General features: G+C 63.2%; 21 protein-coding genes. 10 read left to right on the top strand and 11 right to left on the bottom strand.

Going from position 1 to position 26,743, the window contains the following annotated elements; translation table 11 throughout:
• The first annotated feature begins 442 nt into the window (after positions 1 to 442).
• Positions 443 to 1,804 carry a UDP-glucose/GDP-mannose dehydrogenase family protein gene (locus MHX63_RS08690; protein ID WP_239388167.1) on the top strand — a complete coding sequence of 454 codons (1,362 nt, stop codon included), beginning with the start codon at positions 443 to 445 and terminating at the stop codon, positions 1,802 to 1,804.
• 50 nt (positions 1,805 to 1,854) lie between these two features.
• Complete coding sequence (dcd, locus tag MHX63_RS08695) at positions 1,855 to 2,421, top strand: dCTP deaminase (protein WP_034984458.1); 567 nt, start codon at positions 1,855 to 1,857, stop codon at positions 2,419 to 2,421.
• Positions 2,422 to 2,443: 22 nt separating this feature from the next.
• Here the strand turns inward: dcd and MHX63_RS08700 are convergent, their stop codons facing one another.
• From MHX63_RS08700 to MHX63_RS08715, 4 genes are all read right to left on the bottom strand, one after another.
• Entirely contained in the window at positions 2,444 to 3,688 is a 1,245-nt protein-coding gene (locus tag MHX63_RS08700; protein WP_304504262.1) for a pyridoxal phosphate-dependent aminotransferase, read from the bottom strand.
• Positions 3,689 to 3,781: 93 nt separating this feature from the next.
• A complete protein-coding gene (locus MHX63_RS08705) occupies positions 3,782 to 4,645 on the bottom strand; it encodes a hypothetical protein (protein ID WP_239388168.1) in 864 nt (287 codons plus the stop codon).
• A 320-nt stretch (positions 4,646 to 4,965) separates the two neighbouring features.
• Positions 4,966 to 8,472: a (Fe-S)-binding protein gene (locus tag MHX63_RS08710; protein WP_239388169.1), complete on the bottom strand. Its 3,507-nt coding sequence runs from the start codon at positions 8,470 to 8,472 to the stop codon at positions 4,966 to 4,968.
• A 152-nt stretch (positions 8,473 to 8,624) separates the two neighbouring features.
• Positions 8,625 to 9,578 (bottom strand): alpha/beta hydrolase, encoded by a 954-nt coding sequence (locus tag MHX63_RS08715; RefSeq protein ID WP_239388170.1) that lies wholly within the window; start codon positions 9,576 to 9,578, stop codon positions 8,625 to 8,627.
• A gap of 223 nt (positions 9,579 to 9,801) precedes the next feature.
• On the opposite strand from MHX63_RS08715, the gene dnaK reads away from it, so the two are divergent.
• From dnaK to MHX63_RS08730, 3 genes are all read left to right on the top strand, one after another.
• The gene (gene dnaK / locus MHX63_RS08720; protein ID WP_239388171.1) at positions 9,802 to 11,667 is read left to right on the top strand and encodes a molecular chaperone DnaK; all 1,866 of its coding nucleotides are present in this window, start codon (positions 9,802 to 9,804) and stop codon (positions 11,665 to 11,667) included.
• Entirely contained in the window at positions 11,667 to 12,263 is a 597-nt protein-coding gene (gene grpE, locus MHX63_RS08725) for a nucleotide exchange factor GrpE (RefSeq protein WP_239388172.1), read from the top strand. The genes dnaK and grpE overlap by 1 nt, the downstream gene beginning before the upstream one ends.
• Positions 12,264 to 12,602: 339 nt before the next feature.
• Entirely contained in the window at positions 12,603 to 13,880 is a 1,278-nt protein-coding gene (locus tag MHX63_RS08730) for an HNH endonuclease signature motif containing protein (protein WP_239388173.1), read from the top strand.
• 16 nt (positions 13,881 to 13,896) lie between these two features.
• Here the strand turns inward: MHX63_RS08730 and MHX63_RS08735 are convergent, their stop codons facing one another.
• The gene (locus tag MHX63_RS08735) at positions 13,897 to 15,078 is read right to left on the bottom strand and encodes a hypothetical protein (protein ID WP_239388174.1); all 1,182 of its coding nucleotides are present in this window, start codon (positions 15,076 to 15,078) and stop codon (positions 13,897 to 13,899) included.
• Positions 15,079 to 15,294: 216 nt separating this feature from the next.
• Between MHX63_RS08735 and dnaJ the strand changes: the two genes are divergently transcribed.
• Both dnaJ and MHX63_RS08745 read left to right on the top strand, forming a co-directional pair.
• Positions 15,295 to 16,500: a molecular chaperone DnaJ gene (gene dnaJ, locus MHX63_RS08740; protein ID WP_239388175.1), complete on the top strand. Its 1,206-nt coding sequence runs from the start codon at positions 15,295 to 15,297 to the stop codon at positions 16,498 to 16,500.
• Positions 16,500 to 16,916, top strand: coding sequence for a heat shock protein transcriptional repressor HspR (locus MHX63_RS08745; protein WP_070488348.1), 417 nt, complete (start codon positions 16,500 to 16,502; stop codon positions 16,914 to 16,916). The genes dnaJ and MHX63_RS08745 overlap by 1 nt, the downstream gene beginning before the upstream one ends.
• Here MHX63_RS08745 and MHX63_RS08750 read toward each other — a convergent pair whose 3' ends face one another.
• Together MHX63_RS08750 and MHX63_RS08755 are read right to left on the bottom strand one after the other, a co-directional pair.
• Entirely contained in the window at positions 16,917 to 18,413 is a 1,497-nt protein-coding gene (locus tag MHX63_RS08750; RefSeq protein WP_370644077.1) for an amino acid permease, read from the bottom strand.
• A 147-nt stretch (positions 18,414 to 18,560) separates the two neighbouring features.
• The gene (locus tag MHX63_RS08755) at positions 18,561 to 19,382 is read right to left on the bottom strand and encodes an LLM class flavin-dependent oxidoreductase (protein WP_239388187.1); all 822 of its coding nucleotides are present in this window, start codon (positions 19,380 to 19,382) and stop codon (positions 18,561 to 18,563) included.
• A gap of 66 nt (positions 19,383 to 19,448) precedes the next feature.
• Between MHX63_RS08755 and MHX63_RS08760 the strand changes: the two genes are divergently transcribed.
• The gene (locus MHX63_RS08760) at positions 19,449 to 20,954 is read left to right on the top strand and encodes a SulP family inorganic anion transporter (RefSeq protein ID WP_239388176.1); all 1,506 of its coding nucleotides are present in this window, start codon (positions 19,449 to 19,451) and stop codon (positions 20,952 to 20,954) included.
• Entirely contained in the window at positions 20,954 to 21,496 is a 543-nt protein-coding gene (locus MHX63_RS08765; protein WP_239388177.1) for a methylated-DNA--[protein]-cysteine S-methyltransferase, read from the top strand. The genes MHX63_RS08760 and MHX63_RS08765 overlap by 1 nt, the downstream gene beginning before the upstream one ends.
• A gap of 35 nt (positions 21,497 to 21,531) precedes the next feature.
• Here MHX63_RS08765 and MHX63_RS08770 read toward each other — a convergent pair whose 3' ends face one another.
• Together MHX63_RS08770 and MHX63_RS08775 are read right to left on the bottom strand one after the other, a co-directional pair.
• Positions 21,532 to 22,845 carry an alpha/beta hydrolase gene (locus MHX63_RS08770; RefSeq protein ID WP_239388178.1) on the bottom strand — a complete coding sequence of 438 codons (1,314 nt, stop codon included), beginning with the start codon at positions 22,843 to 22,845 and terminating at the stop codon, positions 21,532 to 21,534.
• A complete protein-coding gene (locus MHX63_RS08775; protein ID WP_239388179.1) occupies positions 22,842 to 23,087 on the bottom strand; it encodes a hypothetical protein in 246 nt (81 codons plus the stop codon). The genes MHX63_RS08770 and MHX63_RS08775 overlap by 4 nt, the downstream gene beginning before the upstream one ends.
• Positions 23,088 to 23,345: 258 nt before the next feature.
• Here MHX63_RS08775 and MHX63_RS08780 point away from each other — a divergent pair, with 258 nt between their 5' ends.
• On the top strand, positions 23,346 to 24,272 hold the full coding sequence (locus MHX63_RS08780) for a carbon-nitrogen hydrolase family protein (RefSeq protein WP_239388180.1): 927 nt from the start codon (positions 23,346 to 23,348) through the stop codon (positions 24,270 to 24,272).
• A gap of 18 nt (positions 24,273 to 24,290) precedes the next feature.
• Here MHX63_RS08780 and MHX63_RS08785 read toward each other — a convergent pair whose 3' ends face one another.
• Both MHX63_RS08785 and MHX63_RS08790 read right to left on the bottom strand, forming a co-directional pair.
• Positions 24,291 to 25,463 (bottom strand): FAD-binding oxidoreductase, encoded by a 1,173-nt coding sequence (locus MHX63_RS08785; protein ID WP_239388181.1) that lies wholly within the window; start codon positions 25,461 to 25,463, stop codon positions 24,291 to 24,293.
• A gap of 139 nt (positions 25,464 to 25,602) precedes the next feature.
• The gene (locus MHX63_RS08790; RefSeq protein ID WP_239388182.1) at positions 25,603 to 26,706 is read right to left on the bottom strand and encodes a CaiB/BaiF CoA-transferase family protein; all 1,104 of its coding nucleotides are present in this window, start codon (positions 26,704 to 26,706) and stop codon (positions 25,603 to 25,605) included.
• Positions 26,707 to 26,743 lie beyond the last annotated feature (37 nt).

The following is a 26,743-nucleotide window of genomic DNA, read 5'->3' on the forward strand; positions in this document are numbered from 1 at the left end:
CTCCTTGATCGCCGCTCACTTTTCCATGAGAGATTCCGGCTACGAAGCTGTTGAAACGCTGGCAAGTCCTAACAGATAGCAACCTTAACAGGGAATTTAGGATTTCGCTAAGTAGGGGAGCGTCCTTCTTGGTGATATGTGTCACTTACGGTAAAGTCCTTGGGAACTTTTTCTGAATCCCACGTCATTCCCCCAGGTATATGCATAAAGTTATGTCGATATGAACTCTTTGTGCCTGCTTCACATTAGGGGGTGAATTAAGGGGGTGAAAGGGGTGTGTCTGCTCGAGATTCTTAGAATCTGAGGGAAGGCGCGACTATTCGGCGCACAGTCCCACCTCAGTTTTCGTTCACCCGCACTTAAACCCCGTTAACCTAGAACTGCCCGCAAGATCACCTGAAGGTCACTTCCTGTTCACCTGTCAATTGTAGATTTGCCTGCTATGCGTATGACAGTCTTTGGAACGGGATACCTCGGCGCAACCCACGCCGCCTGTATGGCCGAAATGGGCCACGACGTACTCGGAGTCGATGTTGACCCGGAGAAAATCCAAGCTCTCTCAGAAGGGCGCGTCCCCTTCTTCGAGCCCGGCCTGCCGGAGATCCTCACCCGCAACATCGAAGCCGGCCGCCTGCGCTTCACCACCGACTACGCCGAAGCCGCTGAGTTCGCCGATGTCCACTTCATCGGCGTGGGTACCCCGCAACGCAAGGGCTCCTATGCCGCGGACACCACCTATGTAAATGCCGTCATCGAAACGCTTGCCCCACTAGCCAAGGGCAATCACACCATCTTCGGCAAGTCCACCGTCCCGGTCGGCACTGCGCACGAGCTGCAGCAGAAGGCGGATGAGATCGTGGCGGCGTCCCCAAACAATGCCCGACTCACCATCGCGTGGAACCCCGAGTTCCTGCGCGAAGGCCACGCGGTGAAGGACACGCTGCACCCCGACCGCATCGTCCTCGGCCTCGGCGGCGATAGCTCCAACAGCGACGACCGCGCCGAGCAGCAGCGGGTAGAGGACCTCGCCCGCGAGATCTACGCCCCCGCACTCGAGGAAGGCACGCCCTTCCTGGTCATGGACTTGCCGACCGCGGAGCTGGTCAAGGTCTCCGCGAACGCCTTCCTGGCCACCAAGATCTCCTTCATCAACGCGGTCTCGGAGCTGTGCGAGATCGTCGGCGCGGACGTCACCGCACTCGCCGACGCGATTGGCATGGACGAGCGCATCGGGCGCAAATTCCTCGGCGCCGGCCTGGGCTTCGGCGGCGGTTGCCTGCCGAAGGATATTCGCGCGTTCATGGCGCGCGCAGGTGAGCTCGGCGCGGACCAGGCGCTGACGTTCCTTCGTGAGGTGGACGCCATCAATATGCGCCGCCGCGAGAAGACAGTAGAGCTGGCGCGCGAAACGCTGGGCGGCTCCCTGATCGGCCGGAACGTGACGGTTCTCGGTGCGGCCTTCAAGCCCAACAGCGACGATGTGCGCGATTCGCCGGCCCTGGCCGTGGCCGGCTCACTCTCTCTGAGCGGCGCGAACGTGACCGTGTACGACCCGCAGGGTATGGAGAACGCAGCGAAGATCTTCCCCACGCTGACCTACGCGCCGAACGTAGAGGAAGCACTCGAAGGCGCGGAGATCGTAATCGTGGCAACCGAGTGGAAGCAATTCCAGGAGCTCGACCCGGTAGCCGCCCGCAAGCTCGTGGCCGGTGACAATTCCACCGTGCTGGACGGCCGCAACTGTCTGCCGCGCAAGGAATGGGAGGCCGCGGGCTGGAACTTCCTGGCGCTGGGCCGGGGTTAGTACACGGCTAGCTGGCTGCGCACAGCCCCACACCCGCTAGGCTATAGAGCGTGTTACTTTCAGACCGAGATATCCGTGCCGCCATCAACTCCGGCGAGCTGACGATCGACCCCCACGACGATCAGATGGTCCAGCCATCCAGCATCGACGTGCGCCTCGACGGCCTGTTCCGCGTGTTCAATAACTCCAAGTACACGCACATCGACCCGAAGCAGCCGCAAGAGGAACTCACCACCCTGGTGGAAGTCCCCGACGACGAGGCCTTCATCCTGCACCCCGGCGAGTTCGTCTTGGGCGCGACCCTGGAATGCTTCGGCATTCCCGCCCACCTGGCCGGCCGCCTAGAGGGCAAGTCCTCCCTGGGCCGCCTGGGCCTGCTCACGCACTCCACGGCCGGGTTCATCGACCCGGGCTTCACCGGGCACATCACCCTGGAGCTTTCCAACACCGCCAACCTGCCCATCGCCCTCTACCCGGGCATGAAGATCGGCCAGCTGGCACTTTTCACCATGACTAGCCCGGCGGAAGCCCCCTACGGCAGTGGCGCCCTGGGCTCCAAGTACCAGGGGCAGCGCGGCCCGACCCCCTCCAAGGCCTACCTGAACTTCCAGAACTAGCTGGGGCGCCAGCCTGTAACAGCTATTGCCGGTAGCTAGCCAGGAAGTTACCCAAGCGCTCGATCGCGGTGCGTAGGTCACGAGCCCACGGCAGAGTGACCATGCGGAAGTGGTCCGGGGTCGGCCAGTTAAAGCCCGTGCCCTGCACCAGGTGGATCTTCTCCGAACGCAGCAGGTCGAACATGAACTGCTCGTCGTCGTGGATCTCGTGCACATTCGGATCCAGGCGCGGGAAGGCATACAGCGCACCCATCGGCTTCACGCAGCTCACGCCCGGGATCTCGTTCAGCGCCTCGTAAGCGGCGTTGCGCTGCTCCAGCAGGCGCCCACCCGGCAGCACCAAATCGTCGATGGACTGGCGGCCGGAAATAGCCACCTGGATCGCATGCTGCGCCGGCACATTCGGGCACAGGCGCGTGCCCGCCAGCACATTCACACCCTCGATGAAGCCCTTCGCATGCCCCTTCGGGCCAGTAACCACCATCCAGCCCGAACGGTAACCCGCCACGCGGTACGCCTTCGACAGGCCGTTGTAGGTGATGCACAGCAGGTCCGGGCACAGGGACGCAATGTTGATGTGCTGGGCTCCGTCGTACAGGATCTTGTCGTAGATCTCGTCGGCCAGGATCAGCAGGGAGTGCTCGCGCGCCACGTCCACGATCTGCTGCAGGATCTCACGGGAGTACACCGCGCCCGTCGGGTTATTCGGGTTAATGACCACGATGGCCTTCGTGCGCTCCGTGACCTTCGCCTTGATGTCCTCGATGGAGGGCATCCAGTCGTTCTCCTCATCGCACAGGTAGTGCACGGGGCGGCCGCCGGACAGGGAGGTGGAGGCGGTCCACAGCGGGTAGTCCGGGGAGGGGATCAGCACCTCGTCACCGTCGTTGAGCAGCGCCTGCATCGTCATGGTGATCAGCTCGGATACACCATTGCCCAGGTAGACATCCTCGACGTCGAACTGGGGGAAGCCGGGGATGACCTCGTAGCGGGAGACAATCGCGCGGCGGGCGCTGATGATGCCCTTCGACGTGGAGTAGCCCTGCGCCGTCGGCAGCGCGGCGATCATGTCGCGCATGATCACATCCGGCGCCTCGAAGCCGAACACCGCGGGGTTGCCCGTGTTGAGCTTCAGGATGCGGTGCCCGTCGGCCTCCATTCGCTCCGCCTCGGTGTTCACCGGGCCGCGAATTTCGTAGAGGACGTTTTGCAGCTTCGTCGATTGATCCAGCGTGCGCAGTTCGCTTGGGCGTTTGGGGGTACTCATTCTCCCCATTGTGCCACTGTGCTTGCTATTTTTATAGTTTTTTATTGACGCCCCCTCGCGGTTCGGACGGTCGAGGTGTGGCTGTCGGGAGGGTTAGTCGTCGTCCGGGGCGGCGTTTTCGTCGTCGTCCGGGGCGCCATTGCCAGGACCGTTGCCAGCGCCATTGCCGGTGCCGTTTCCGTTGTTGCCGGTGCCGGGGGAGGGGTTGCCACCGGCATCTCCGCCGATGCCACCGGGGCGAGGGGTGCCTCGGTTTGGCGAGCTGGGGCGCGGTTCGTTATCGCGTGGCGGGCGAGAGGGCTTCGTGCTGCTAGACGGCTCGGAGCTTTCGGATTCGGATTCGGACTCGGTGGGGGTTTCCTGCTCCGTCTGCACGGGCTCCTGGGGCGCGTAGTAGTTCTGGTTGCCGCCTCCGTAGCCGGGGCCCGCGTCTGGGGTTGGCGGCGTTTCGTCTTTGTCGTATTTTCCGGTGGTGGTGGGTTTGGGGTATGAGGGTTTCAGCTGCTCAGTGTTGCTAGAGCTTCCGGGGGCGCCGGTTTCCGTGGAGCGCATGGCGGTGAAGGCGCCGACGGCGACGATGATGGTGGCGATCAGGCCTAGGGTGAGTACCCAGGCCCAGAAAGGCATGATCCCGAAGAACTTTCGGAGGCCCGATTTTGGCTTTTCTTCTTCCAGCTCGTCTGGGTTCTCTGGGTCTTCTGGGGTCTCCGGGGACTCGGGGTTTTCCGGGTTGGCTGGGTTTGCGGGGTTCTCCTGGGCTTCTGGGGTATTGGGGTTAGCGGCCGCGCCCGAGGCTTTGCCAGCAGCCGCGCCACCAGACCCCGCGCCAGCCGCCGTGCTACCGGCGTTTAGGTCAGAGTCGGTGACAGCCTTCATTACGGAGGTTTCTTCGGCGTCGCTGACGGACTTCCCCGAGTTGAGGGGGTTGTTCTTGTCGTTCGAATCAGCGTCAGTCATGGAAACCTACCTCTGTCTGTGGGCGTGAGGCTTGTGCGCACGGGTTCTTTCTATGGGATTTCATTCTAGGATATTGCGCGCCGTGGGTACATTCCCAGCCCCGGGATTGGCTGGAGGGCGGATGTCTCAAATCTTCCACTCTGTTTATATAACTATCTCTTTCGTGCAGGTCAGGGCATTTTGACGATGTCGTCATTTCAGTGAGAAGCGTCAAGAGTGGAAGATTTGGGACATCACGTCGGTGCTGAAAGCAAAAGCGGCGGCAAATCCAGCGTTCTGCTGGATCCGCCGCCGCTATTCAGCGTGTGAGCTAATCGCTTTTACTGCGCGCCTGGTGCGCCAGGAGCACCCGGAGCGCCGGGGACGATGTTGGTCAGCTTAATCGGACCGGCATCGTTGGTTGGCTGTGCCGGCTGTGCCGGTTGTGCTGGCTGAGTCGGTTGTGCTGGCTGAGTCGGAGCTTCTTCTGCCGGAGCCTCCTCGGCCTGTTCGGCTTCAGCCTGCTCGGCCTCAGTCTGCTCAACTTCAGCTTGTGGCTCCTCGGTCGGAGCCTCTGCCTCAGCAGGTGCTTCGGTCGGAGCCTCAGCCTTCGGATCCTCTGCCGGGGCAGCAGCGGGAGCAGCAGCTGCAGCCGGAGCTGCAGGGGCCGGTGCACCCGGTGCACCCGGAGTGGTAGCCGTCAGCTTGATCGGACCGCCATCCTGTGCGGGCTGAGCCGCCGGTGCTGCCTGCTCTGCCGGTGCTGCCGGTGCGGTTGGAGCTGCCGGAGCGGCCTGCGGAGCCTCAGCGGACTCAGTTTCAGCCTCTTCCGGTGCGGCTTCCTGTGCCTCTGCCTGGTCCGAGTCGTCGGAAGCTGCGGCTGCAGCGGCGCTAGCGCCGGCTGCAGCGGCACCTGCACCAGCGGCGGCAGCCGGAGCTGCGGCCGGGGCGGCAGGAGCACCCGGTGCGCCCGGGGCACCCGGAGCGGTGGCGTTCAGCTTGATCGGGCCACCATCCTGAGCCGGCTGCGCAGCCGGTGCCGCCGGAGCGGCCTGCTCAGCCTTCGGGGCCTCTGCAGCCTCGTTGGACTCAGCTGCCGGAGCAGCAGGCGCTGCCGGTGCGCCAGGAGCTGCCGGAGCGCCCGGGGCAGCCGGAGCGTCAGCGGAAGGTGCAGAAGGAGCAGCAGGTGCGCCCGGAGCTGCTGGGGCACCCGGGGCGGCCGGAGCACCCGGGGCAGCCGGTGCACCAGCGGAAGGTGCCGACGGAGCTGCCGGAGCACCCGGGGCAGCCGGTGCACCAGCGGAAGGTGCCGACGGAGCACTAGGTGCACCCGGAGCTGCCGGTGCGCTCGGTGCGGACGGCGCCGCAGCAGCACCCGCAGCGGCAGCGCCGCCAGCAGCAGCCGCGCCACCAGCGGCGGCAGCAGCTTCCTTCTTCTTCTTAGCCTCTTCAGCCTTGCGCTTCTTCTCCTCGGCAGCCTTCTTCTTGGCTTCCTCTTCGGCCTTGCGCTCGGCTTCCTCGCGGGCCAGCTTCTCCTCGTCTACCCAGCCACGCTCAGGCGCAACCAGGAACTCCGGAGACTTCGGTGCCGGCAGCTCGCCGTCGACCAGGACGGACTCGCGGAACATCTGGGCGATATCCAGAACCTGGGTGCGGTCCTGCTTGTTGTCGATGTCGGCCTGACGGTTGTTCACACCGTCGGTCATCATCGTCTTACAGAATGGGCAGCCGATAGCGATGGCTTCCGAGCCGGTGGCCAGAGCCTCGTCCGTACGGTTCAGGTTGATGCGCTCGCCCAGATCCTCTTCCATCCACATGCGGGCACCACCGGCACCACAGCAGAAGCCGGTATCGCGGTTGCGCTCCATCTCCACCAGGTTGGCGCCGGAAGCGCCGATCAGCTCACGCGGAGCCTCGAAGACCTTGTTGTGGCGGCCCAGGAAGCAAGGATCGTGGTAGGTGACCTGACGGCCGTTCTGCGGTGCAGATACCGGCTCCAGGCGACCCTCGCGGATCAGCTTGTTCAGCAGCTGGGTGTGGTGGACGACCTGGTAGTTACCGCCCAGCTCCGGGTACTCGTTGCGCAGGGTGTTGAAGCAGTGCGCACAGGTAACAACAATCTTGCGCTGCTTCGGAGGCACGCCCTCGAAGGCGTTATCCAGCATCTCGATGTTCTGCTCTGCCAGCATCTGGAAGAGGAACTCGTTACCGGCGCGGCGGGCGGAGTCACCAGTACAGCCCTCGCCCTCGCCCAGCACGGCGTACTTCACGCCGGCGGTGTACAGCAGGTCAGCGACGGCACGCGTGGTCTTTACAGCGTTGTCGTCGTACACGCCAGCACAGCCAACCCAGAACAGGTATTCGGTGTCGTCGAAGTTCTCGATGTCCTCACCGAAGACCGGCACCTCGATGCCGTCTTCCTTGGCCTTCTCAATCCAGTCGGAGCGCTTGTTGTTGTTCTGGCCCCACGGGTTGCCCTTGGTCTCCAGGTTCTTGAACAGGCTACCCAGCTCGGTTGGGAAGTCAGACTCAACCAGCACCTGGTAGCGGCGCATGTCGACGATGTGGTCGATGTGCTCGATGTCCACCGGGCACTGCTCCACACAGGCACCACAGTTGGTGCAGGACCACAGAACGTCGGGGTCGATAACACCCATCTCGCCCGCAGCGACCAGCTGCAGCAACGGCATGTCCGCGTGGGCGTCAACAGAAGGATCGTCTAGAACGGCAGTGTCGGTAGCCTCACCGGAGAACATGCCACCTGCGTGGGCGGCGTCCTTACGTGCGGCCTTCAGGTACGGCGCAGACTCGATGGCGTGGTCGCGCAGGTTGGTGATCAGCAGCTTTGGGCTCAGCGGCTTCGCGGTGTTCCAAGCCGGGCACTGCTCCTGGCAGCGGCCACACTCGGTACACGAGGTGAAGTCCATCCAGCCCTTCCAGGTGAAGTCGTCGATCTTGCCAACGCCGATCGAGTCTTCCTCCGGGTCTGCGTTTTCCATGGTCAGCATGCGGCCACCGGAGGTCAGCGGCTTCGCTGCACCCAGTGCGTTGCGGCCGTCGGCGTTGCGCTTCAGGAAGATGTTGAAGAACGCCATGAAGCGGTGCCAGGCAACGCCCCACTTGATGTTCATACCGACGATGAACAGCCAGATCATGCCGGACAGCAGCTTGATCAGCGCGAAGATGGAGACCAGCAGCGGGGATTCCGGCAGGAACTTGGCCAGCTGCATGGTGAAGAAGTCGGTGGCCGCGTGGCCGCCCTCGTAGCTGGCGAAGGTGGCGATCTTGGATGCCTTCACGAACATCATGCCCAGGCCCTCGATCAGCACAACGGCCTCAACGAAGTAAGCCGCGCCGGAGTTGGAGCCGTAGAAGCGGGCCTTCTTGTCCTTGTCGCCGATCTTCTGGCGAATGATGATCAGCGTGATGATACCGATGACGGTGCCCAGGCCCAGCAGCTCGTCCACGAAGTGGTACACGGCCCAGTCACCGATGATGGGCCAGCCGCCTTCAGGGTTGAAGATCTGAATGTAGGCCTCGAACCACACCATGGCTCCCAGCAGGAAGCCGACCATGACGAGCCAGTGGGCGATTGCCACGCCTGGCTTCTTGGCCATCTTGGTGTGACCGACGATCTCCTTGATCAGGTTCATCAGTCGGCCGGCGGGGTTATCTGTCCTCTTCAGCGCCGGTTGGCCCAGTCGGATCGTGGTAAAGATCTGCGCCGCGCCGCGGATGAAGAACACCCAGGCGGGGAGGGATAGCAGTGCGCCAATGATGCCCAGTGGGACGGTGATGCCCCAGGGGATATCGGATGACGTCGCCTGCCCTGCTGCCAGCAGGTCCATGTGAAGCTCCTCGCAAGTCCAGTTATGTATGAAGTAATTACTTACTGGGGCAGATTAGCAGGGCGTGGGGCTATTTTTGAACTTTTCTAGATCCGGGTTGGCCTGGGGTGGAGCTGGCGTTGACCTGCCGAAATAGGCAACATTCGTGTTGTTTAAATGCGGCTGGCGATCTCGATCTGCTCGCGCCGCGCTGCCTTGCCCGCACGGGTGTTGCCGAGGTGGTACATGTGTTGCTCGCCACGCGCGACGATGAGGGTCGTGGCGAGTCCTTGTTCCTTTATTGCTGACGCCCACTCCTCCACGTCTGGCAGCGAAATATCGCGGTCGCCGCAGTAGAGGGTGACTTCGGAGCCTCCGAAAGCTGCTTGGAGCTGGTCGGCGGTGAGGTGCAGGGGGCTCACCCGCGGATCCTCCGTGGGGATTTCCCCCGCCCACAGTGCGCCCTGGCGGCGCAGCTGCACGGGATTGAGGATTGTATCTTTCGGCTCGAAGTCGGGGATGCGCGGGTTGGCGAGGTCCATGTCCAGCCACGGGGCATTCAAGATGAGGCGCGCCGGTGGCTCTAGTTGTTGGGTGTGCTCGGGGGTAGTAGCGAGAGCAGACAGTGCCAACCCGCCGCCCGCTGAATCCCCAATAATGGTGATGTTTTTGGCACCATGTTCTGCCACCAGCTGCTCATAGCAGCGGCGGATTAGCGGTAGCGCCTCTGCGTGGTTGTGTTCGGGCAGTAGGCCGTAGAGGGGGATGTCCACCCGCACGCCCGCATCTGCCAGCTGGGCGACGAAGTCCCAGTTGCGTTGCTTGATCGGGTTCACAAACCCGCCGGGCAGTACGTACAGCACGGCCTTCGTTGCTGCCTGTGCGGGGGAGAGCTCCTTAATTGCTGTGGTGTGCGGGTCGTAATCTCCCGTGTCGCCCGCGCCTCCAAACTCCATGGGGGCCACAGAGTAGACCGTGAACTCGCTGGAATCGCCCTCCGTCCGTTCACTGACGGCAAAGTGTTGGCGCAGGGAATGTGGTGGTTCGGCTGAGGTGGGAGGGGTGGAGGAGCTGGCGTCATTACCTGTTCCGGAAGAACGGCCAACCAGGCGTTTGAGGAAAGACATGGGCACAATTCTAGCTTTTTTAAAAAAAGTTGAGCGAAGTGGGAACAACTTTGAGCAGGCATGGGTTGTAGGAGATGTGAGCGAGTTGAGTGAGACGAACTCAAGTCAGCTTGACTAGACGCGAAAAACGCGGATACTGGTTGGCAGAGACGGGCGAAGTTGAGTCCGCTCGACTAAGGCTCGATAGGTTTTATTCGCCCCAGAAGCAATAGGAGGAACTGATATGGGACGCGCAGTAGGAATTGACTTGGGCACCACCAACTCTGTGGTGTCTGTACTGGAAGGCGGTGAGGCAAAGGTCATCGCCAACTCCGAGGGATCCCGTACCACCCCGTCCATCGTGGCTTTCGCCAAGAACGGCGAGGTGCTGGTTGGCCAGTCCGCCAAGAACCAGGCAGTAGCCAACGTGGATCGCACCATCCGCTCCGTCAAGCGCCACATGGGCACGGACTGGAAGGTCTCCATCGACGACAAGGAGTACACCGCTCCGGAGATCTCCGCCCGTACCCTGCAGAAGCTGAAGAGGGACGCGGAGAGCTACCTGGGTGAGGACGTAACCGACGCAGTCATTACCGTCCCCGCCTACTTCAACGACGCACAGCGCCAGGCAACCAAGGATGCCGGCCAGATCGCCGGCCTGAACGTCCTGCGCATCGTCAACGAGCCGACCGCAGCCGCCCTGGCCTACGGCCTGGAGAAGGGCGACAAGGAGCAGACCATCCTGGTATTCGACCTGGGTGGTGGCACCTTCGATGTCTCCCTGCTGGAGATCGGCGACGGCGTGGTTGAAGTTCGTGCAACCGCCGGCGACAACGAGCTGGGTGGCGACGACTGGGATCAGCGCATCGTCGACTGGCTGGCCGACAAGTTCAAGGCAAGCCACGGCGTGGACCTGACCAAGGACAAGATGGCCCTACAGCGCCTGCGCGAGGCAGCGGAGAAGGCCAAGATCGAGCTGTCCAGCTCCCAGCAGGCCTCCATCAACCTGCCGTACATCACGGTGGACGAGGACAAGAACCCGCTGTTCCTGGACGAGACCCTGAGTCGCACCGAGTTCCAGAAGATCACCCAGGATCTGCTGGACCGCACCAAGACCCCGTTCCAGGCAGTGCTGAAGGACGCGGAAATTAGCGTGGACGAGATCGACCACGTTGTGCTGGTCGGTGGCTCCACCCGCATGGTTGCCGTCTCCGAGCTGGTCACCGAGCTGACCAACGGCAAGGAGCCCAACAAGGGTGTAAACCCGGACGAGGTCGTGGCCGTGGGTGCTGCCCTGCAGGCCGGCGTGCTGCGTGGCGAGGTTAAGGACGTGCTGCTGCTGGACGTCACCCCGCTGTCCCTGGGTATCGAGACCAAGGGTGGCGTGATGACCAAGCTGATCGAGCGCAACACCACCATCCCGACCAAGCGTTCCGAGACCTTCACCACCGCTGAGGATAGCCAGCCCAGCGTGCAGATCCAGGTTTTCCAGGGCGAGCGCGAGATGGCTGCGCACAACAAGCTGCTCGGCTCCTTCGAGCTGGCGGGCATCGCTCCGGCACCGCGTGGCGTTCCGCAGATCGAGGTCACCTTCGATATTGACGCCAACGGCATCGTCTCCGTCTCTGCAAAGGACAAGGCCACCGGCAAGGAGAACACGATCAAGATCCAGGAAGGCTCCGGCCTGTCCCAGGAGGAGATCGACCGCATGGTCAAGGATGCCGAGACTCACGCAGAGGAGGACAAGAAGCGCCGCGAGGAGCAGGAAGTCCGCAACTCCGCAGAGTCCATGGCATACCAGACCCGCAAGTTCGTCGAGGACAACAAGGAGAAGGTCGACGAGGACACCCAGAACAAGGTCGAGGAAGCAGCCAAGGCTGTTGACGAGGCTTTGAAGGGTGACGACATCGAGGCCATCAAGGATGCAGTGGAGAAGCTGAACGCCGAGTCTCAGGAGATGGGCAAGGCCATCTACGAGGCTGAGGCAGCCGCCGGCGCCGAGGGTGCTGGTGCTGGTGCGGACGCAGGCTCCGCCGCAAACGATGACCCGAACGTTGTGGACGCCGAGGTTGTCGACGAGGACACTTCCGCAGAGGATGATAAGAAGTAATGGCTGAAGATCTGAATCAGGACCCGGGCGCCCCGGAGAACACTGACCCGGAGGCAACCTCGGCCGAAAGTGCCGAAGCTGCCGCCGCGGAAGCTGCTGAGGCGCAGGGTGTCGACGAGGGTCTGGCTGATGGTGAGGCGGCCGTGGCTGATGCTGAGGGCGTCAATCCCGAAGACAACAACAGCATCGAAGCCGAGCTGGCCGAACGCACCGAGGACCTGCAGCGCGTGACGGCGGAGTACACCAACTACCGCCGCCGCGTGGAGCGTGACCGCGCGAGCGTGATCACCGGCGCGAAGGCCGAGGTGGCCGCCGAGCTGCTGCCGATCCTAGACGACCTGGAGATGGCAGAGCAGCACGGCGACCTGACCGGGCCGCTGAAGTCCATGTCGGACAAGCTGCAGTCTGTGATGGCCTCCATGAAGGTGGAGAAGTTCGGCGAGGAAAGCGACGAGTTCGACCCGAACTGCCACGAGGCCGTGCAGGACACGAGCAGTGGCGACGACAAGGTGCTGGCCACCATCCTCCGCCGCGGCTACCGCCTGGGTGACCGGGTGCTGCGCAACGCGATGGTCATCATTGGCGATCCGCAATAGTTAGATCCAGAGAGCTCCATGGCTTTTGCTGTGGGGCTTTCTTTTTGTGAGGGCGCTCGAACAGGTGTTCGATTATTGAAGGTTCTTCTGAAGGGGTTGTCCGGGGCGTTTTCTATGCTGATCGCGTACGGAAAACCACGGGACACGAGCCGCGGAATTCGGGCCACGATGCACGAGCTGCGGAACACTGGTGACTTCCATCATCGGAGGGGAATGATGTTCGACCAGCCCACACCACCCGACAGACCGCCGCAATACTCACCACAAGACCCACCACGGAACCAACCGCAAGACCAACCCCAGGGGCCGTTCTGGAAAGTTACCGACCCCACTGACCCGATGAGCGCAGCAATCTGCGACATCAACCGCAACCACGCGCGCCTCGCCTTAGCGTGCGCGCCTCACGAGGACGAATGCATCACCGACGTGACCACCCGCCTGGGCGTCCGCCTGGGCCTCCCGGAGTTCCGAGTGGTCCAGCTCGTCGATGTCGGAACCACCTTCCGCCGCTTCCCATCGCTGGTGGAGCTGGCGGAAACCGGGGCATACTCTATCGAGCTGTGGCGGATCGTCGCGCATAGCCTTGTTGCTGTTAGTGACGCCCACATCTCCGCCGTAGAAGCCGATGTCTACACTGCACTTTCACCCACTCGGCCTAACCAGGCGATGCTTGGGCAGAGTACGATCCGCCAACGCCTGAAGAAGATCGTCATGGATCACGAGCCCTTGGCCTGCCCGATCGATCCTGCCGAACTGACCTCGCCAGCGGGTGCCGGCACGGATGGCGCAGCTAGTGCAGACGGCGAAGGGGACACAGACGGCATGGGTTCAGACGTAGAGGGCGTCAGTACCGAAGACCTGGCGGTCCTAGGCGCCGCAACGCGACTAGCTATCGACGACCGGTCGGCCGACTACACCGAGTTCTACCTGACTCTCCCGAAGCTCGAGGGGCTGGAGCTGATTCAGGCGCTCGATAGCGTGAGGAACAAGCAGAATTGTTCCAGGGTGCGGGCGCTTTTGAGCCTGGTGCGGGGGAGTGCGACCGCAGAGGTGAACCTAAACCTGTACCGCCAGGTGGATGCTCCGGAGGCGCAGATCTGGGCCGCCGGCAGCTGGCTCAACCCGCTGGCCACGAAGGAGTGGATGGAGCGGATAACCCACCTGCAGGCTCCGGGGAAGGCCGCCACTGCCGGCTATACTCCGACGCCCCTCATCCGCGCGAGTGTGGAAGGCCGGGATGGGACCTGCCGCTTCCCGGGCTGCGACACCCCGGCGCACAAATGCCAGCTAGACCACGTCAAACGCTTCGTGCAGGGCAGCTCGAACGGCGGGCCGGATGGCGCCCCGAACGGCGGACCAACCGACACCTCAAACCTCCACTGCCTCTGCCCCAAACACCACAATGCGAAAACGACGGGAGCCTGGGATGTGACAATCAACCCCGACGGGGAGGAAACCTGGACAAGCTTCGGAGATGGCCACACGGTCATCACCACACCAAACGGCCCGCTGGGAAGAATCACCTTCCGGCACCGAGCAGTGAAGCGAGCGCGGAAGGTGGTGGAGCACAACCAGCGGAAGCAGAAGCGCAACCAGGAGGACGAGCCGCCGTTCTAGGAGCGCAACCGCCGTTCTAGCGCTTGCCCTGGTTGATCCTCTCCATGAGGTACGCCGGGGGCTGAATGTCGATCTCCGCCCTGCCGTCACCTTTCGCCTTGATGTCGGTGAACGTGGTGATCTCAGCCATGTGCGAAAACATCAGGCGTGGGCTCAGTGCGCCCGCCTGCCGCGAGAACTCCTGGGCGGTCACGGCCGCCATCATCTTGATGGAACCCAGCATGTCGGTGCCTTCGCCCATTTCTCGAACCAGGGTGATGTGGCGATGCGGCGTGGAAAAAACAAGTCCTTCGCTAGGGTCGATCTGCGGCAGGTAGCGTTCGAGGATCTCGTTCATGAGCAGGGGCACTGATCCCGCATAGTAAGAGCCGCTTTCGATCGCCCAGAAGCGCTCGTTGGGGCGGTCTTCGCTTGCCTGAACGGGCTGCGCCTCCAGGCCGGAATCGATCAGCTCCTGCCAGAGGTTGCGGTAGCCAATCCGGAACAAGTCCTCAATCGGGCCGCGATTGTTCAGCGAACCTGGGCTCAGTGCCATAACGGAGTTTGGTGTATCCAGAACCAGGTTGATGCACAGGTCGTCCGAATAGGGCCGAATTGGCGAATCCGGGTTGAACTCTAGCGCATCCGCCCGCGACTGCTCCGGCAGAAGATCGATCGCCATTAGGCGCGCCCGCAAGTGGGAGTAGAACTCCGCATCCGGGAGCGAAAGCAAATCCCGCTCCGAGCTGGCAGCCGGCCCGACCAGACTATTGACGAAGTGCTCTACCAGCACAGGCATGTCCCTGCCGAAATCCTCGGCATTGGCGCATTGCTTCGCGATGTTCTCGAGCCCCAGGCGCGCACCCTCGCCATAGTCCGGCGCGGGGAGCCGCCCGCCGTAGGGTCCGGGCGTGGGGCCTGGGTAGCTCAGCGGCTTCTGAATGTGCTCGGGCTTGCTGTAGTACACGACTTCGGGCGTGGGGGTTGCGCCGTAGCCCAACCCGTTAAGTGTTCGCACAATCTGCCGGATCAGCGCCGTCGATTGGTGCAGATCCAGGCGGGGCAGCGGCACCGGCGGGTCCTGCGGGCCGGGCTCTGTGGGCACGGGGTCGCCCCCTGCGTTCTGCGGGGTGGCCTGCAATGCGTCCTGCGGGGTGTGGTGTGATGCATCGTGCGAGCCGAAGATCCGATTCAACCAGTTGCGCTTCTTAGGTGCCATGACTCCCACCCTAGCTAGTTTCGGGCTGGCAAGTCTTCGGCAAAGCCTGCTGCAAGTCTCCGGTAATGCACGCTGCAAGGCCCGAAGTGATGTGGGGAGGGAATAAATACGTGGGGGCGTCGTTAAAGAAGATTAGATAACGAAAGTTCAGCGCGGTAGACTCAAGGTTGAGTATTGACACCCCGCGTGAACAGCGCAATAAGGAAGGAGCGACACATGGCGCACAGTGAATGGGCCGAGAAGGATTATTACAGAGACCTCGGCGTGTCCTCCACCGCATCGGCAGAGGAGATCAAGAAAGCTTATCGCAAGATCGCCCGCGAGAATCATCCGGACGCGAACCCGGGAGACACGGCGGCGGAGGAGCGTTTCAAGAAGGCTTCCGAAGCGTACAGCGTGGTGGGGGACAAGGAAAAGCGCGCGGAGTATGACGAGCTGAAGCAGATGCTCGCTAGCGGGGCTTACTCGAGCTTCGGCGGTGCAGGTGGCACAAGCTTTGGTGGCGGCGGCTTTAATGTCTCTGATCTTTTTGGAAATGACGCCGCCAGTGGCGGATTCGGGGATGTCTTCAGCGGACTCTTCGGCGACGATCCGACCGCTGGCGCCTCCCGCAGCCGATTCGGTAGCCGGGGTAGCCGGGGTGGCCGGGCTGGACGCCGCACCCAGCGCAGCCGCGGGGCGGACGTGGAGACGGAGCTGACCCTCGAATTCCGCGAGGCCACCAAGGGTGTGACCGTGCCGATCCGCCTGACCAAGCCCGAACCGTGCGAAAACTGTCACGGTTCGGGCGCTAAGGCGGGCACCTCGCCACAGAACTGTGGCACCTGTAGCGGCAGTGGCATGGTCAGCGAGAATAGGGGAGCCTTTGGGTTCTCCCGCCCGTGCCCGGATTGTTCTGGCACTGGCTCGGTGATTAAGGACAAGTGCCCGGATTGTTCCGGCACGGGGCGGACTACTCAGTCCCGCACGATTACCGTGCGCGTGCCTGCGGGCGTGGTCGACGGGCAGAAGGTGCGCCTGGCCGGGCAGGGCTCGGCGGGGCAGCGCGGTAAGCCGGCTGGCGACCTGTTCGTGACGGTGCACGTGAAGCCCGACAAGGTGTTCAGTCGCGACGGCGACGACCTGAAACTGACCGTGCCGGTGAGCTACCCCGAGCTGGTGCTCGGCGGAGCGGTGACGGTGCCGACCCTGGCCTCCAAGGTGCGGGTGCGCATCCCCGCCGGCACGCAGGACGGCACCACGCTGCGCGTGCGCGGCCACGGTGTGAACAAGCGCAACGGAGCTAGCGGCGACCTGCTGGTAACCGTGAAGGTGGCCGTGCCGAAGAACCTTGACGAGGGTGCGATGAGCGCGCTGCGCAAGTACTCGGAAGAGGAAAAGCGCTCCGGATTCGACCCTCGCGAAGGATGGGAGGGTAACTGATGAGTAAAGGCAAGAACGGCGGCGAGCGCGAGGTTTTCGTGATCTCCGTCGCCGCGCGGATTACCGGAATGCACGCCCAGACGCTGCGCACGTATGACCGGATGGGTTTGGTGACGCCCCAACGCACCAGTGGCGGCGGCCGTCGCTACTCGCGCGAGGATATTGAGCAGCTGCAGGAGATCCAGCGCCTCTCCCACGAGGAGGGTGTGAACCTGGCAGGCATCAAGACGATCATCGCCCAGCAGAACCGGCTGGACGAGCTGGAAGAAGAAAACGCGGCACTGCGCCGCCGCCTGGCGGAGATGCAGGCCCGCGTGGAGCGGGGCGAGGGCGCGGGAGGGCGCTCTCGCGGTGAGATTGTGCACGTCCCGCGCTCTACCTCTGTGGTCCTGTGGGACCGGCAGAAGCGGCGGTAACTAGAGGCTGATCTGGCCGGTGGCGATCAGGTACAAAGCACCGAGGGCGGAGGCCACGACGAGGGCGCTAATGACCCACTCGAAGGCGTTGAACACGCGCCCGCCGGCCTTGATGCGGGTGGCGACGTAGACCACCAGGCCGGGCACGATCAGCAGCGTTCCGAGTAGGACGAACTGCAGCTCGGCGGCGTACAGCAGCCAGAGGGAGTAGCCGAAAGCTACGATACTGATGAGCAGGTGCCCGCGGTTGGTCTTCTTGCTGACCTCCGGGCCGGAGATGTCGAACTTCGAGCCTGCGTCCGGGTGCTTGAACCCATGGCCACGGGTGGCCAGGAACAGCAGGTACAGGCTGGAGAACACGTAAGGCACCAGGTACAGGGACGTAGCCAGCTGCACCATCGTGGTGTACGTGGATTCGTTCAGGTAGAAGATGATGATGAACGCCTGGATAACCACGGCGGACAGGAACTGCGAGACGTATGGGGCGCCCATGTCGTTGGTGCGTCCAACGGCCTTCGGTAGCAGCCCATCCTGAGCCATCAGGGTGATCGGTTCGGCACACAGCATCTGCCAGGAGACGTAGGCGCCCAGAACGGAGATGCACAGGCCGACGGAGATCAGGCCAGCACCCCACGGGCCGACGACGTGCTCCAGGACGGTGCCCATGGAGTTATCGCCCATCGCGGCGAGCTCCTCGCGGGAGACCACGCCGAAGGACAGGAAGCTCACGGCGGTGAGCAGGAAAAACACGGAGACGAATCCCAGGAAGGTGGCCAGGGAAACATCCTTACGGTGGCGTGCGCGCTTCGAGTAGGTGGAAGCGCCCTCCACGCCGATGAAGGCCCACACGGTGAACAGCATCATGCCCTTAACCTGGTCGCCGAGGGAAAGCGCCTGGTCCTGGTTCTCACCGAAGGTGGCGGCGCGACCCCAGAAGTCGGAGGTGAACACGTCCGTGTTGAAGCCGACGAAGGCCACGAGCACCAGGAACGCCAGGATCGGCAGGATCTTCGCCACTGTGGTGATGACGTTCATGATCGCCGCTTGGCGCACGCCGCGGGAAAGAATCAGGAAAATTCCCCAGGTGAGAGCTGATACGCAGATCGACTGCACCAGCGGATGATCGCCGCCGAAAATGGGGAAGAAGAAGCTCAGGGAGCCGAAGAACAGCGTCGCGTAGCCCACCTGGGCGATGATGGTGCCCAGCCAGTAGCCCCACGCGGAGGCGAAGCCGACGAAGTCACCCAGGCCGGCACGCACGTAGGAGTACACGCCAGAATCCAGGTGCGGTTTACGCAGTGCTAGAGCCTGGAAGACGTAGGCGATGCACAGCATGCCCATGCCGGTGATGCCCCAGCCGATCAGGGCGGCACCCGGCGAGGCGACAGACGCAATGTTCTGCGGCAGCGCGAAGATGCCGGCGCCGACGGTGGAGCCGATGATCAGGCTGACGAGCGTGCCCATGCGGACGGTGCGTGGGTCGTCCTTGACCAGCACTTCGGCAGTGGAGGCCTGCGGGTGGTAAGCCTCGGCAGCATCCTGAGTAGATGGGGTATCCCCATTATTAGAGATATTCACGGTTAGTACCGTACAACGTGCCCACTGGTTAGACCAACCGGCTGGGGTTTCTGGTGCTAGCTCTCGCTAGTTGTCCTCGGCTGTGCTCGGCTCCCAGCCCAGCGAAGGTGCAACGTGGGTGGCGAAGTTCTTCAACAGGCGAACATTGGCCTCTACGCCCAGCTGATTCGGGATAGTGAGCATCAACGTGTCGGCCGCGGCCACTGCGGCGTCATTAAGAATATCCTCGATGAGCTGGTCGGGTTCACCAATATAGGTTCGGCCGAAGCTGTCGCCGTTGCTCTCGGTGAGGAGGGTGGAGCTCATGAGGTTGACGCCCACCTGCCCCGCCCACTTGGCCGTTTCGCGCGTGCCCGCGCCCCACCAGACGCGACGGTCCAGGTTAGGGGAGTGCGGAAGCACGGGGATGGAGGCGCTGGGTGTGTACATGTGCGGGTACTGCTTCTCCGCCGAGTGGGCGGTGGCCATGCCTACCCCGCGGATGGCGGCTAGATAGCGCAGGAAATGCTCGCGCGCGATGTCCGCACCTCGAGGGTCGGTGGAGCCGGTGTGACCGAAGGCTTCCCAGCCGCGTTCGACGGCTTCGGGGGCTCCGCGGGAAACGCCGAGGGCGATGCGGCCGTCGGCGATGAGGTCCAGCGCGGCGGACTCTTCGGCGAGGTGAAGGGGGTTTTCGTAGCGCATGTCGATCACGCCGGTGCCGACCTCGATGTTCTTGGTGCGGGCGGCGATGGCGGATAGTAGGGGCATGGGGGCGGCCTGCTGGGGTGCGAAGTGGTGGACGCGGAAGTAGGCGCCGTTCACTCCCAGGCGGTCGGCTTCTACTGCGAGCTCGATCGACTGGTGCAGTGGAGTGGAAAGCGCAGCCTGTATGGCGCCGATACATATGGTGCCGGTATAACATTGATTGTTCTTTCGTGATTTAGAGGGGTGCTTGGTTTGGCAGCTGAAGTGATGAGGAGCACAGAAGATCCGGACCGGTATCGGCCGGACCCGTCACTGAAGGTCGCGCTGACAACCCCGCGGATCCTGGTTCGGGAAATGCTCGCCGGGCTAGTGGTGGGGCTGGCGCTGATCCCGGAGGCGATCTCTTTCGCCGTTATCGCTGGAGTGGATCCGAAGGTGGGGCTTTTCTCGGCTTTCGTCATGGCGATCACCATTGCCTTTGTGGGCGGTCGCCCGGCCATGATTTCCGCTGCGACAGGTGCGGTGGCGTTGGTGGTCGCACCAATTGCTCGGAACTATGGCATGGACTATCTGATCGCTACTGTGTTGTTGGCGGGTGTGTTCCAAATCGTGTTGGCGGTTCTGGGAGTTGCGAAGCTAATGCGCTTCATCCCGCGGAGCGTAATGGTCGGATTCGTGAACTCCCTGGCTATCTTGATCTTTTCCGCGCAGATCCCGGAGCTCATTGATGTGCCTTGGCTGGTTTACCCGCTGGTGGCCCTGGGGATTTTGCTGCTGGTGTTTTTCCCGAAGTTAACCACGGCAATTCCAGCGCCGCTCGTTTCCATCGTGGTCGTTACGGTGCTGGTGGTGGTCTGTTCCATTTCCGTGCCGACGGTGGGCGATAAGGGTGAGCTGCCGCGCAACTTGCCGGAGCTGTTCATCCCCCAGGTGCCGTGGACATGGGAGACTCTGCAGATCATCGCTCCCGTTGCTTTCGCGATGGCGCTGGTGGGGCTGATGGAGTCTCTGATGACGGCGAAGCTGGTGGACGAGATCACCGATACCCACTCCAACAAGACGCGCGAGAGCTTCGGCCAGGGCATTGCAAACATTGCTTCCGGCCTTTTCGGTGGAATGGGCGGCTGCGCGATGATCGGCCAGACAATGATCAACGTGAAGGCGTCGGGCGCGAGGACTCGCATTTCTACCTTCATGGCGGGCGTTTTCTTGATCCTCCTGCTCTTGGTGTTGGGGGACATCGTGGCGATCATTCCGATGGCGGCGCTGGTCGCGGTGATGGTCATGGTCTCTGTGGGCACTTTCGACTGGCACTCGATTAAACCGTCGACGTTGAAGCGGATGCCGAAAAGCGAGACCATTGTGATGTTGATCATCGTTGTGGTGGTTGTGGCCACCCATAACCTAGCGATTGGCGTGGTGGCGGGTGTGCTGACGGCGAGCGTGATGTTTGTGCGCCGCGTGGCCCACCTGATCGATGTACGGCGCGAGGTTGATGACGCCGCAGCTTTGGCCCGCTACACGGTCGAGGGGCAGCTGCTGTTTGCGTCTAGCAACGACCTCACCACGCAGTTTGAGTATGCGCAGGACCCAGATCGGGTTGTAATTGATTTTTCTAAGTCCAACATTTGGGATGCTTCTTCGGTGGCTGCGCTAGACACCATTGAGAACAAGTACCGGCAGCGTGGCAAGACGGTGGAATTTGTGGGTATGAATGAGTTCTCCTCGGCATTCCATACGCGCCTGACGGGCGAGCTGGGCGGCGAAGGCTAGTGGCAGGCCAGATAGGTAGGGCAGTGCTGGAGTTTGAGTTCTTCCCCGGAGGTGAGCTGTTGGCGCTCGCCACGGAACGGGGATTGATGGCCATAGAGTTTGCGCCCTTGCGACAATGCAGTGGCGCAGCTGAGTGGGATACTTGCGCAGGTGAGTGGTGGGGGCGGGAGCTGCCGGCTGCCGAGGGCGCGGCCGCTCAGCATTTGGAGGAGGCTGCGAGGCAGCTGGGGGAGTACCTCGCGGGAGAGCGACGAGAGTTCACCGTGCCCGTGGACTTCAGTGGCGTGGCCACTCCTTTCCGGCGCCGGGCGACACAGGCCCTGGCGCAGATCCCGTACGGGCAGACCATTACATATACCCAGCTGGCGGCGTTGGCGGGCAATCCGCGCGCGGTGCGTGCCGCAGCCTCGGCGTGCGCGCGCAACCCGCTGCCGATCCTGTACCCCTGCCACCGGGTGATCCGCAGCGACGGGAGCCTCGGCCAGTACCGGGGCGGCACGGAGACCAAAAGGGGGCTGCTGGAGATGGAGTGCGCACTCTGATTTCGCACGTTAATTTCGCGGGTTAGCTCCGCACATTAACTTCGCGCATTCACCTCCGGGGACCACATGTAGGAACTGTGGGCGTCGGTCTCCCCGCGGCTTATGAGGTAAAGATCGAGGATCCGGCCCCAGCCGTAGGCGCTCCAGCTGCGGGAGTCTGGTGCAAAGTCTGGCGACGCGGGATCCTTACCGTGCACTCCAAAGCCCGAGGTAGTGGTCAGCCGGATCATGTCGCCGGGCACATGTTCGTTGATGACTTGGCCGTGACTGCCCTGTGCGTCTGGCCGTTCGTCCAGCTGTGTGTTTAGCTTCAGCTCCTCGGCGTGCCGTGCGTGTACGCCGGGGCTGCCCCAGAAGCGCACCTCGTCGGCGGTGAGCCCCTCGCTGCCTTTCGCTGTGGCCTCCCCGACCACAACTGAACCGTAGCTATAGCCAACCACCTGCAGTTTTGCGTCAGGGTGGCGCTCGCGTAGCTGGCGTTGGTGCTCCCGCAATGCCGTAGCGGCCTCCTTCGCCGGCGCCCGGGAGATCGCGCCGGGCAGATCCCCCGGAGCCGAGTAGCCATGCCACGCCACCACCGCCACGTTCCTGCCGTGCGCCGCCGCATCCGCAGCCGTTGCCCGCGCCCACGCCTCGGTGCGCGTTAGTGCGTCCGCACTGCTTGACCCCACGCCGCTGACCAGCGTAATCACCTCGTCGGCGCTCTCGGCATCACCCACCGTCACCACCGGCCCGTGCGGCGTATCGACCCTCTGTACCGGAGGCAGGTTTTGGGGGCCCTTTATTGATGACGCCCCCTCGACTTCACCGACCCCAACATCACTTCGGGGAGGCACAACCGTGCCGCTGATCGCGGAGATTGCGGTGCCGGACACCCGATCCAGCACGCTGGCCAGCTGAAGAGCCCCCCGCAGAATATTGGTCAACACCAGCGCCAGGTTCTGCGCGGCCTCGCCAATGCCCGGGATGAGGGCTAAGTGGCGGGCTGAGACCTCCCCGTCCTGGTGCACCGACATTAATGCCCCGCGAGCCAACCCCACGGTCGTGCGCACCACAGACCGGGTGGGCCCCAGCACGTCGGCGTGGGTGTCTGCCACCTGCCCGATGGTGCTGCTGCTGAAACCGGCGGTATCCAGCTGGTTCGCGGCGGAATCGGTGGCGTGGCCGGCGGCGTCCGCGGCCTGCCCGGACCAGTCTGCGCCCCACTTGGCCTGCTCCCGGGCGTCCGCCGCGTTGCGAGAGGTTTTCTCGCCATTGCGGGTGAAGAGGTCGGCGGCAGAGCGCAGGGCCTCTACATTTGCGCCCTTTAGGGCGTCTACGGTGACTGTGTTGGCTGCTGTACTGATCATCGGCTGGCCCCCGCGAAGGCATCCGAGCCGTCAGCGTCGGCGGTGGTTACGTTGTCGGCGTACACGCCGATGGTGCGGCCCATGTTCGCCAGCTGGCGGCCGAACCCCGTGAATGCTGCGTGGAGCCTGTCGGCGGCCGTATCGATGGCCCGCGTGGTGGCGCCGCCCGGAATGTCCGGTGCCGATGCATTGGCGACCGAATAGCCAGCCGAGGCGCACTGCACTCCGTTCTCGTTAATCACTTCGCAGCGCCTATGGACCGCCGCTGTATCCAGCGCCATTGTGTCCAGATAATCCAAAAATCCCATCGTCGAATAGTTCACGTGCTTACCCCCTGGAGATCGCGACCTGCTTTCTGGGAGTGAGTGTAGGGAGGCTAGGGGCGTCACAAAAGAAAAAGAATTAGGGGCTGTGGATAACTCAGCTTTATCCACAGAGCCAGCGAGATGCCCCTATGAAAAGGGGGGCGCGATGTCGGCAATGTCGCTAGGGTGGACTGTATGCGTATCGCTGTCATCCAGATGAATGCCGAACCGGACGTGGAAGCCAACCTGGCTCGCATCCTGAAGTACATCGCGTCCGGTGCGGCAAATGGTGCCGACCTGGTCGTCTTCCCCGAGGCGGCCATGTTCCCCTTCGATAGCGGGAGGCTGGATACCGTCGCCCAACCGCTGGATGGGCCCTTCGCCCAGGCGATTATCGACACGGCCAAGAAGCACGGCACCACCGCCGTTGTCGGCATGTTCACCCCGGCCGATACGGTCTACCGCACCCCGAGCGGGCAGCTGGTCGAGGAGCAGCCCAGCGATTCTCCGGAGGCCAACCAGTTCCGTCGAGTGAACAACACCCTGCTGGTCGCAGGGCCGGACTACGTGACGCACTACGACAAGATCCACACCTACGATGCCTTCGGCTACCGCGAATCCGATACCGTCAAGCCGGGGAAGCGCCGGGTGGTTATCGACGTCGGCGGCGTGGGAGTGGGGCTGGCCACCTGCTACGACATCCGCTTCCCCGGCCACTTCGTGGCAATGGCAGCCGCGGGTGCGAAGGTGATGGTTGTGCCCTCCAGCTGGGCTGATGGGCCAGGCAAGCTGGAGCAGTGGCGCGAGCTTACCGCGGCTCGCGCGCTGGATTCCGCCAGCTACCTGATCGCCGCGGGCATGGCGCGCCCGGGCTCGCCGGAGCGCTACGGTACTGCGGATGGTCCCACCGGCATCGGCCACTCCGTGGCCATTGGCCCGAACGGCGCCCGGCTGGCGGAGACCGGCTACGCCGCCCAAGTGCTGACCATCGACATCGACCCGAACTACGTGGACAAGGTGCGCAAGAACCTGCCCGTGCTGGAAGGCCACCACACCGACCGCGAGCTCGGCGTGGGAGTCGATCTGGTCGGTGACGTGGAGGAAGCTCAGCAGCTGAAGTAGCAGGAGCGGCCGAAGCAGCTAGGGCACGTCGAAACGCAGCTGCTCGCGGTTCGCGCCGGCGCGGAGGAAAGCCTCCACGGTGTGGCGCTTCATCTCCGGACCACCCGTGATCAGCACCTCGGCATCTCGCCACGAACCGCGCTCGGCGGCCACATCCCCCACCAGGCCGCGCGCCGTGTAAGCCTCGAAGTCCTCCGGGGAGGGCGCATCCTCCTGCACCACCAGGTACAAATCCAGCCAATCGAAGGCATCCTCGAAGCCCACCAGGCCCTGCCACTCGTAAAGCTCATCCGGGTTCTGTGCGCCGAAGAACAGCTGCACCATCGGCGGGCGCTCCTCCGACTGGATGAGGTCCAGCAGGATAGCCCGCACCGGCGCCAAACCCGTGGACCCGGCCACCATCACCACCGGCTTTTCGCCCGAAATCTGCAGGTCGCCATATGGATTGGCCACCACCCACTGCTCGCCGGGCTGGGAGCCCTCCACGATCGCGCGAGAAAACGGCCCGACGGCGCGGACGTGAAACTCCACCAAACCGTCCTCGTTAAAAGGAATCGCCGGGGAAAGCGCCCGCCACAGCTGCGGAGTATGCGGCGTGCGCACCTCCACATGCTGGCCGGACCAATACGGCAACGGCGGATCCATCTGCGTGCGGATCACGGCGATGGCGTCACAAGGATGAAGCACCTCGAGCACCTGTGCGGCCGAGGTCGCAGGCACGTCGGCTTCCTCGTCCTCGAGCGCACCGTAGGCGAGCAAGCTACATCCGAGGTTGATTGTGTCGCTGAGCTTTTTTGTGACGCCCATATACTCCCCAACAGCCTCCACCAACGCCGACTCTAGCGCCTCATAATGCTTAGGGCCCACGCCGAACTTTCGGAAATCCCGGCCGGTAGCGACCAAGAACTCGGCTTGGTCGGTGGCGAATTCACCGCCGGGGGTGACGCCGCGCAGGACGAAGCGGATGGTGCGGTCCAGGTAGACCTCATCCAGCTCCATCGTCTGAGCGAAATCCGGGGTGGGGGTGGCGTACTCGGCGCCCGCGACGTGCGGGAAGTGCACCGCTCTGGGTTTAAGATCCATTGCGTGCAGCTTTGCGCGGGTGAGCTGGACCAGGTCGTGGCGGTGTTCTTCAATGAGCGCGAGGAACTCTGCGAAGCTGTATTCGTCGGACGAAGAGTGGCATGCCACGAACTCGAAGTCTCCTTGTTCTGCAGGGGCGGGCTGAGGCAACCGGGTGAGGGGTCGGTTGGTTGCTCCTCATTGTCGCACCCGAACCTGTGAATTGGAACTCCCCTATTGGAAAGGAGGCCCTATTGGAAAGGAGGCCCTATGGGAAAGCAGGATTGCCGAGCTGCTGCGGGGCAGTGTGGTACTCGATTGGGGTATCGGAGAAGTTGATCGGGTTGCGGACGCTGCGCATGCCCTCGACCTCGACGATCGGATCCAGGCCTAAGGATTCTGCGAACTCGAAGGCCTGTTTGATGTTGTTCACCGGACCGGCGGGGACCCCGGCGGCGCGTAGCTTTTGGAACCACTCCTGGGCGCCGGCCTGAGCCAACGCACCTTCGATGATCTTCGCCAACTCGGCACGGTGAGCGACACGGTCGCTGTTGGTGGCGAAACGGGCGTCATCAATAAACTCCTCGAGACCCAGCACCCGACAGGTCCGGTGGTACAGCGAGTCGTTGCCCGCGGCGATGGCGAGGTCTCCCTCCTGGGTCTTAAAGACCTGGTAGGGGGCGATGGACGGGTGAGTGTTGCCCATCGCCTTGCCGATCACACCCGCGCCGACGAACGCGCTGGCTTGGTTGGCCAGAGAGGACAGTAGGGTGTGCAGCAGGTTGATCTCGATGTGCTGGCCCTTGCCGGTAGAGGTGCGGGAGTGCAGGGCGGCGAGGATGCCCATGCCCATGTGGAGGCCGGTGAGGACATCCACCAGCGCCACGCCGACTTTGACGGGGTGGCCCTCCTCGCCGTTGATGGACATGAGGCCACCGACGGCCTGCACCATCAGGTCGTAGCCGCCGATGTCCGCGCCCTTGCCGGATCCAAAGCCGGAGAGGGAGGCGTAAATCAGACCCTCGTTGTGCTGGCGGAGCGTTTCGTAATCCAGCCCCATGCGTTGCATCGTGCCGGGGCGGAAGTTCTCCACCAGGATGTCGGCTTCCGCGGCGATACGGCGAGCCTGCTCGCGGCCCTCGTCGGTGGAGAGGTCGATCTCCACGGACTTTTTGTTGCGGTTCACGCCGGCGAAGTAGGTGGACATGCCCTGCGTGTTGACGGGCGGCGCCCACGAGCGAGTGTCGTCACCGACGCCTGGGCGTTCGATCTTGATGACCTGCGCGCCCATGTCCGCCAGCATCATGGTCGCGTAGGGGCCGGCGAGGACGCGGGAGAAATCGGCCACGACGATGCCTTCGAGGGGACCCATAGGTTCCTTTCTGGTTGGGAGTGGGATGGGTTGGGGT

It is taken from the genome of Corynebacterium sp. ACRQK, from assembly GCF_022345965.1.
Lineage (GTDB): Bacteria > Actinomycetota > Actinomycetes > Mycobacteriales > Mycobacteriaceae > Corynebacterium.

Excerpts from the sequence above, each read along its gene's own strand:
- MHX63_RS08735 (WP_239388174.1), bottom strand. The coding sequence starts at position 15,078 with ATGGCACCTAAGAAGCGCAACTGGTTGAATCGGATCTTCGGCTCGCAC.
- MHX63_RS08745 (WP_070488348.1), top strand. The coding sequence starts at position 16,500 with ATGAGTAAAGGCAAGAACGGCGGCGAGCGCGAGGTTTTCGTGATCTCC.
- MHX63_RS08690 (WP_239388167.1), top strand. The coding sequence starts at position 443 with ATGCGTATGACAGTCTTTGGAACGGGATACCTCGGCGCAACCCACGCC.
- MHX63_RS08710 (WP_239388169.1), bottom strand. The coding sequence starts at position 8,472 with ATGGACCTGCTGGCAGCAGGGCAGGCGACGTCATCCGATATCCCCTGG.
- MHX63_RS08780 (WP_239388180.1), top strand. The coding sequence starts at position 23,346 with ATGCGTATCGCTGTCATCCAGATGAATGCCGAACCGGACGTGGAAGCC.
- MHX63_RS08760 (WP_239388176.1), top strand. The coding sequence starts at position 19,449 with ATGAGGAGCACAGAAGATCCGGACCGGTATCGGCCGGACCCGTCACTG.
- dnaK (WP_239388171.1), top strand. The coding sequence starts at position 9,802 with ATGGGACGCGCAGTAGGAATTGACTTGGGCACCACCAACTCTGTGGTG.
- MHX63_RS08715 (WP_239388170.1), bottom strand. The coding sequence starts at position 9,578 with ATGTCTTTCCTCAAACGCCTGGTTGGCCGTTCTTCCGGAACAGGTAAT.
- MHX63_RS08770 (WP_239388178.1), bottom strand. The coding sequence starts at position 22,845 with ATGATCAGTACAGCAGCCAACACAGTCACCGTAGACGCCCTAAAGGGC.
- dnaJ (WP_239388175.1), top strand. The coding sequence starts at position 15,295 with ATGGCGCACAGTGAATGGGCCGAGAAGGATTATTACAGAGACCTCGGC.
- MHX63_RS08700 (WP_304504262.1), bottom strand. The coding sequence starts at position 3,688 with ATGAGTACCCCCAAACGCCCAAGCGAACTGCGCACGCTGGATCAATCG.
- grpE (WP_239388172.1), top strand. The coding sequence starts at position 11,667 with ATGGCTGAAGATCTGAATCAGGACCCGGGCGCCCCGGAGAACACTGAC.
- MHX63_RS08790 (WP_239388182.1), bottom strand. The coding sequence starts at position 26,706 with ATGGGTCCCCTCGAAGGCATCGTCGTGGCCGATTTCTCCCGCGTCCTC.
- MHX63_RS08730 (WP_239388173.1), top strand. The coding sequence starts at position 12,603 with ATGAGCGCAGCAATCTGCGACATCAACCGCAACCACGCGCGCCTCGCC.
- MHX63_RS08705 (WP_239388168.1), bottom strand. The coding sequence starts at position 4,645 with ATGACTGACGCTGATTCGAACGACAAGAACAACCCCCTCAACTCGGGG.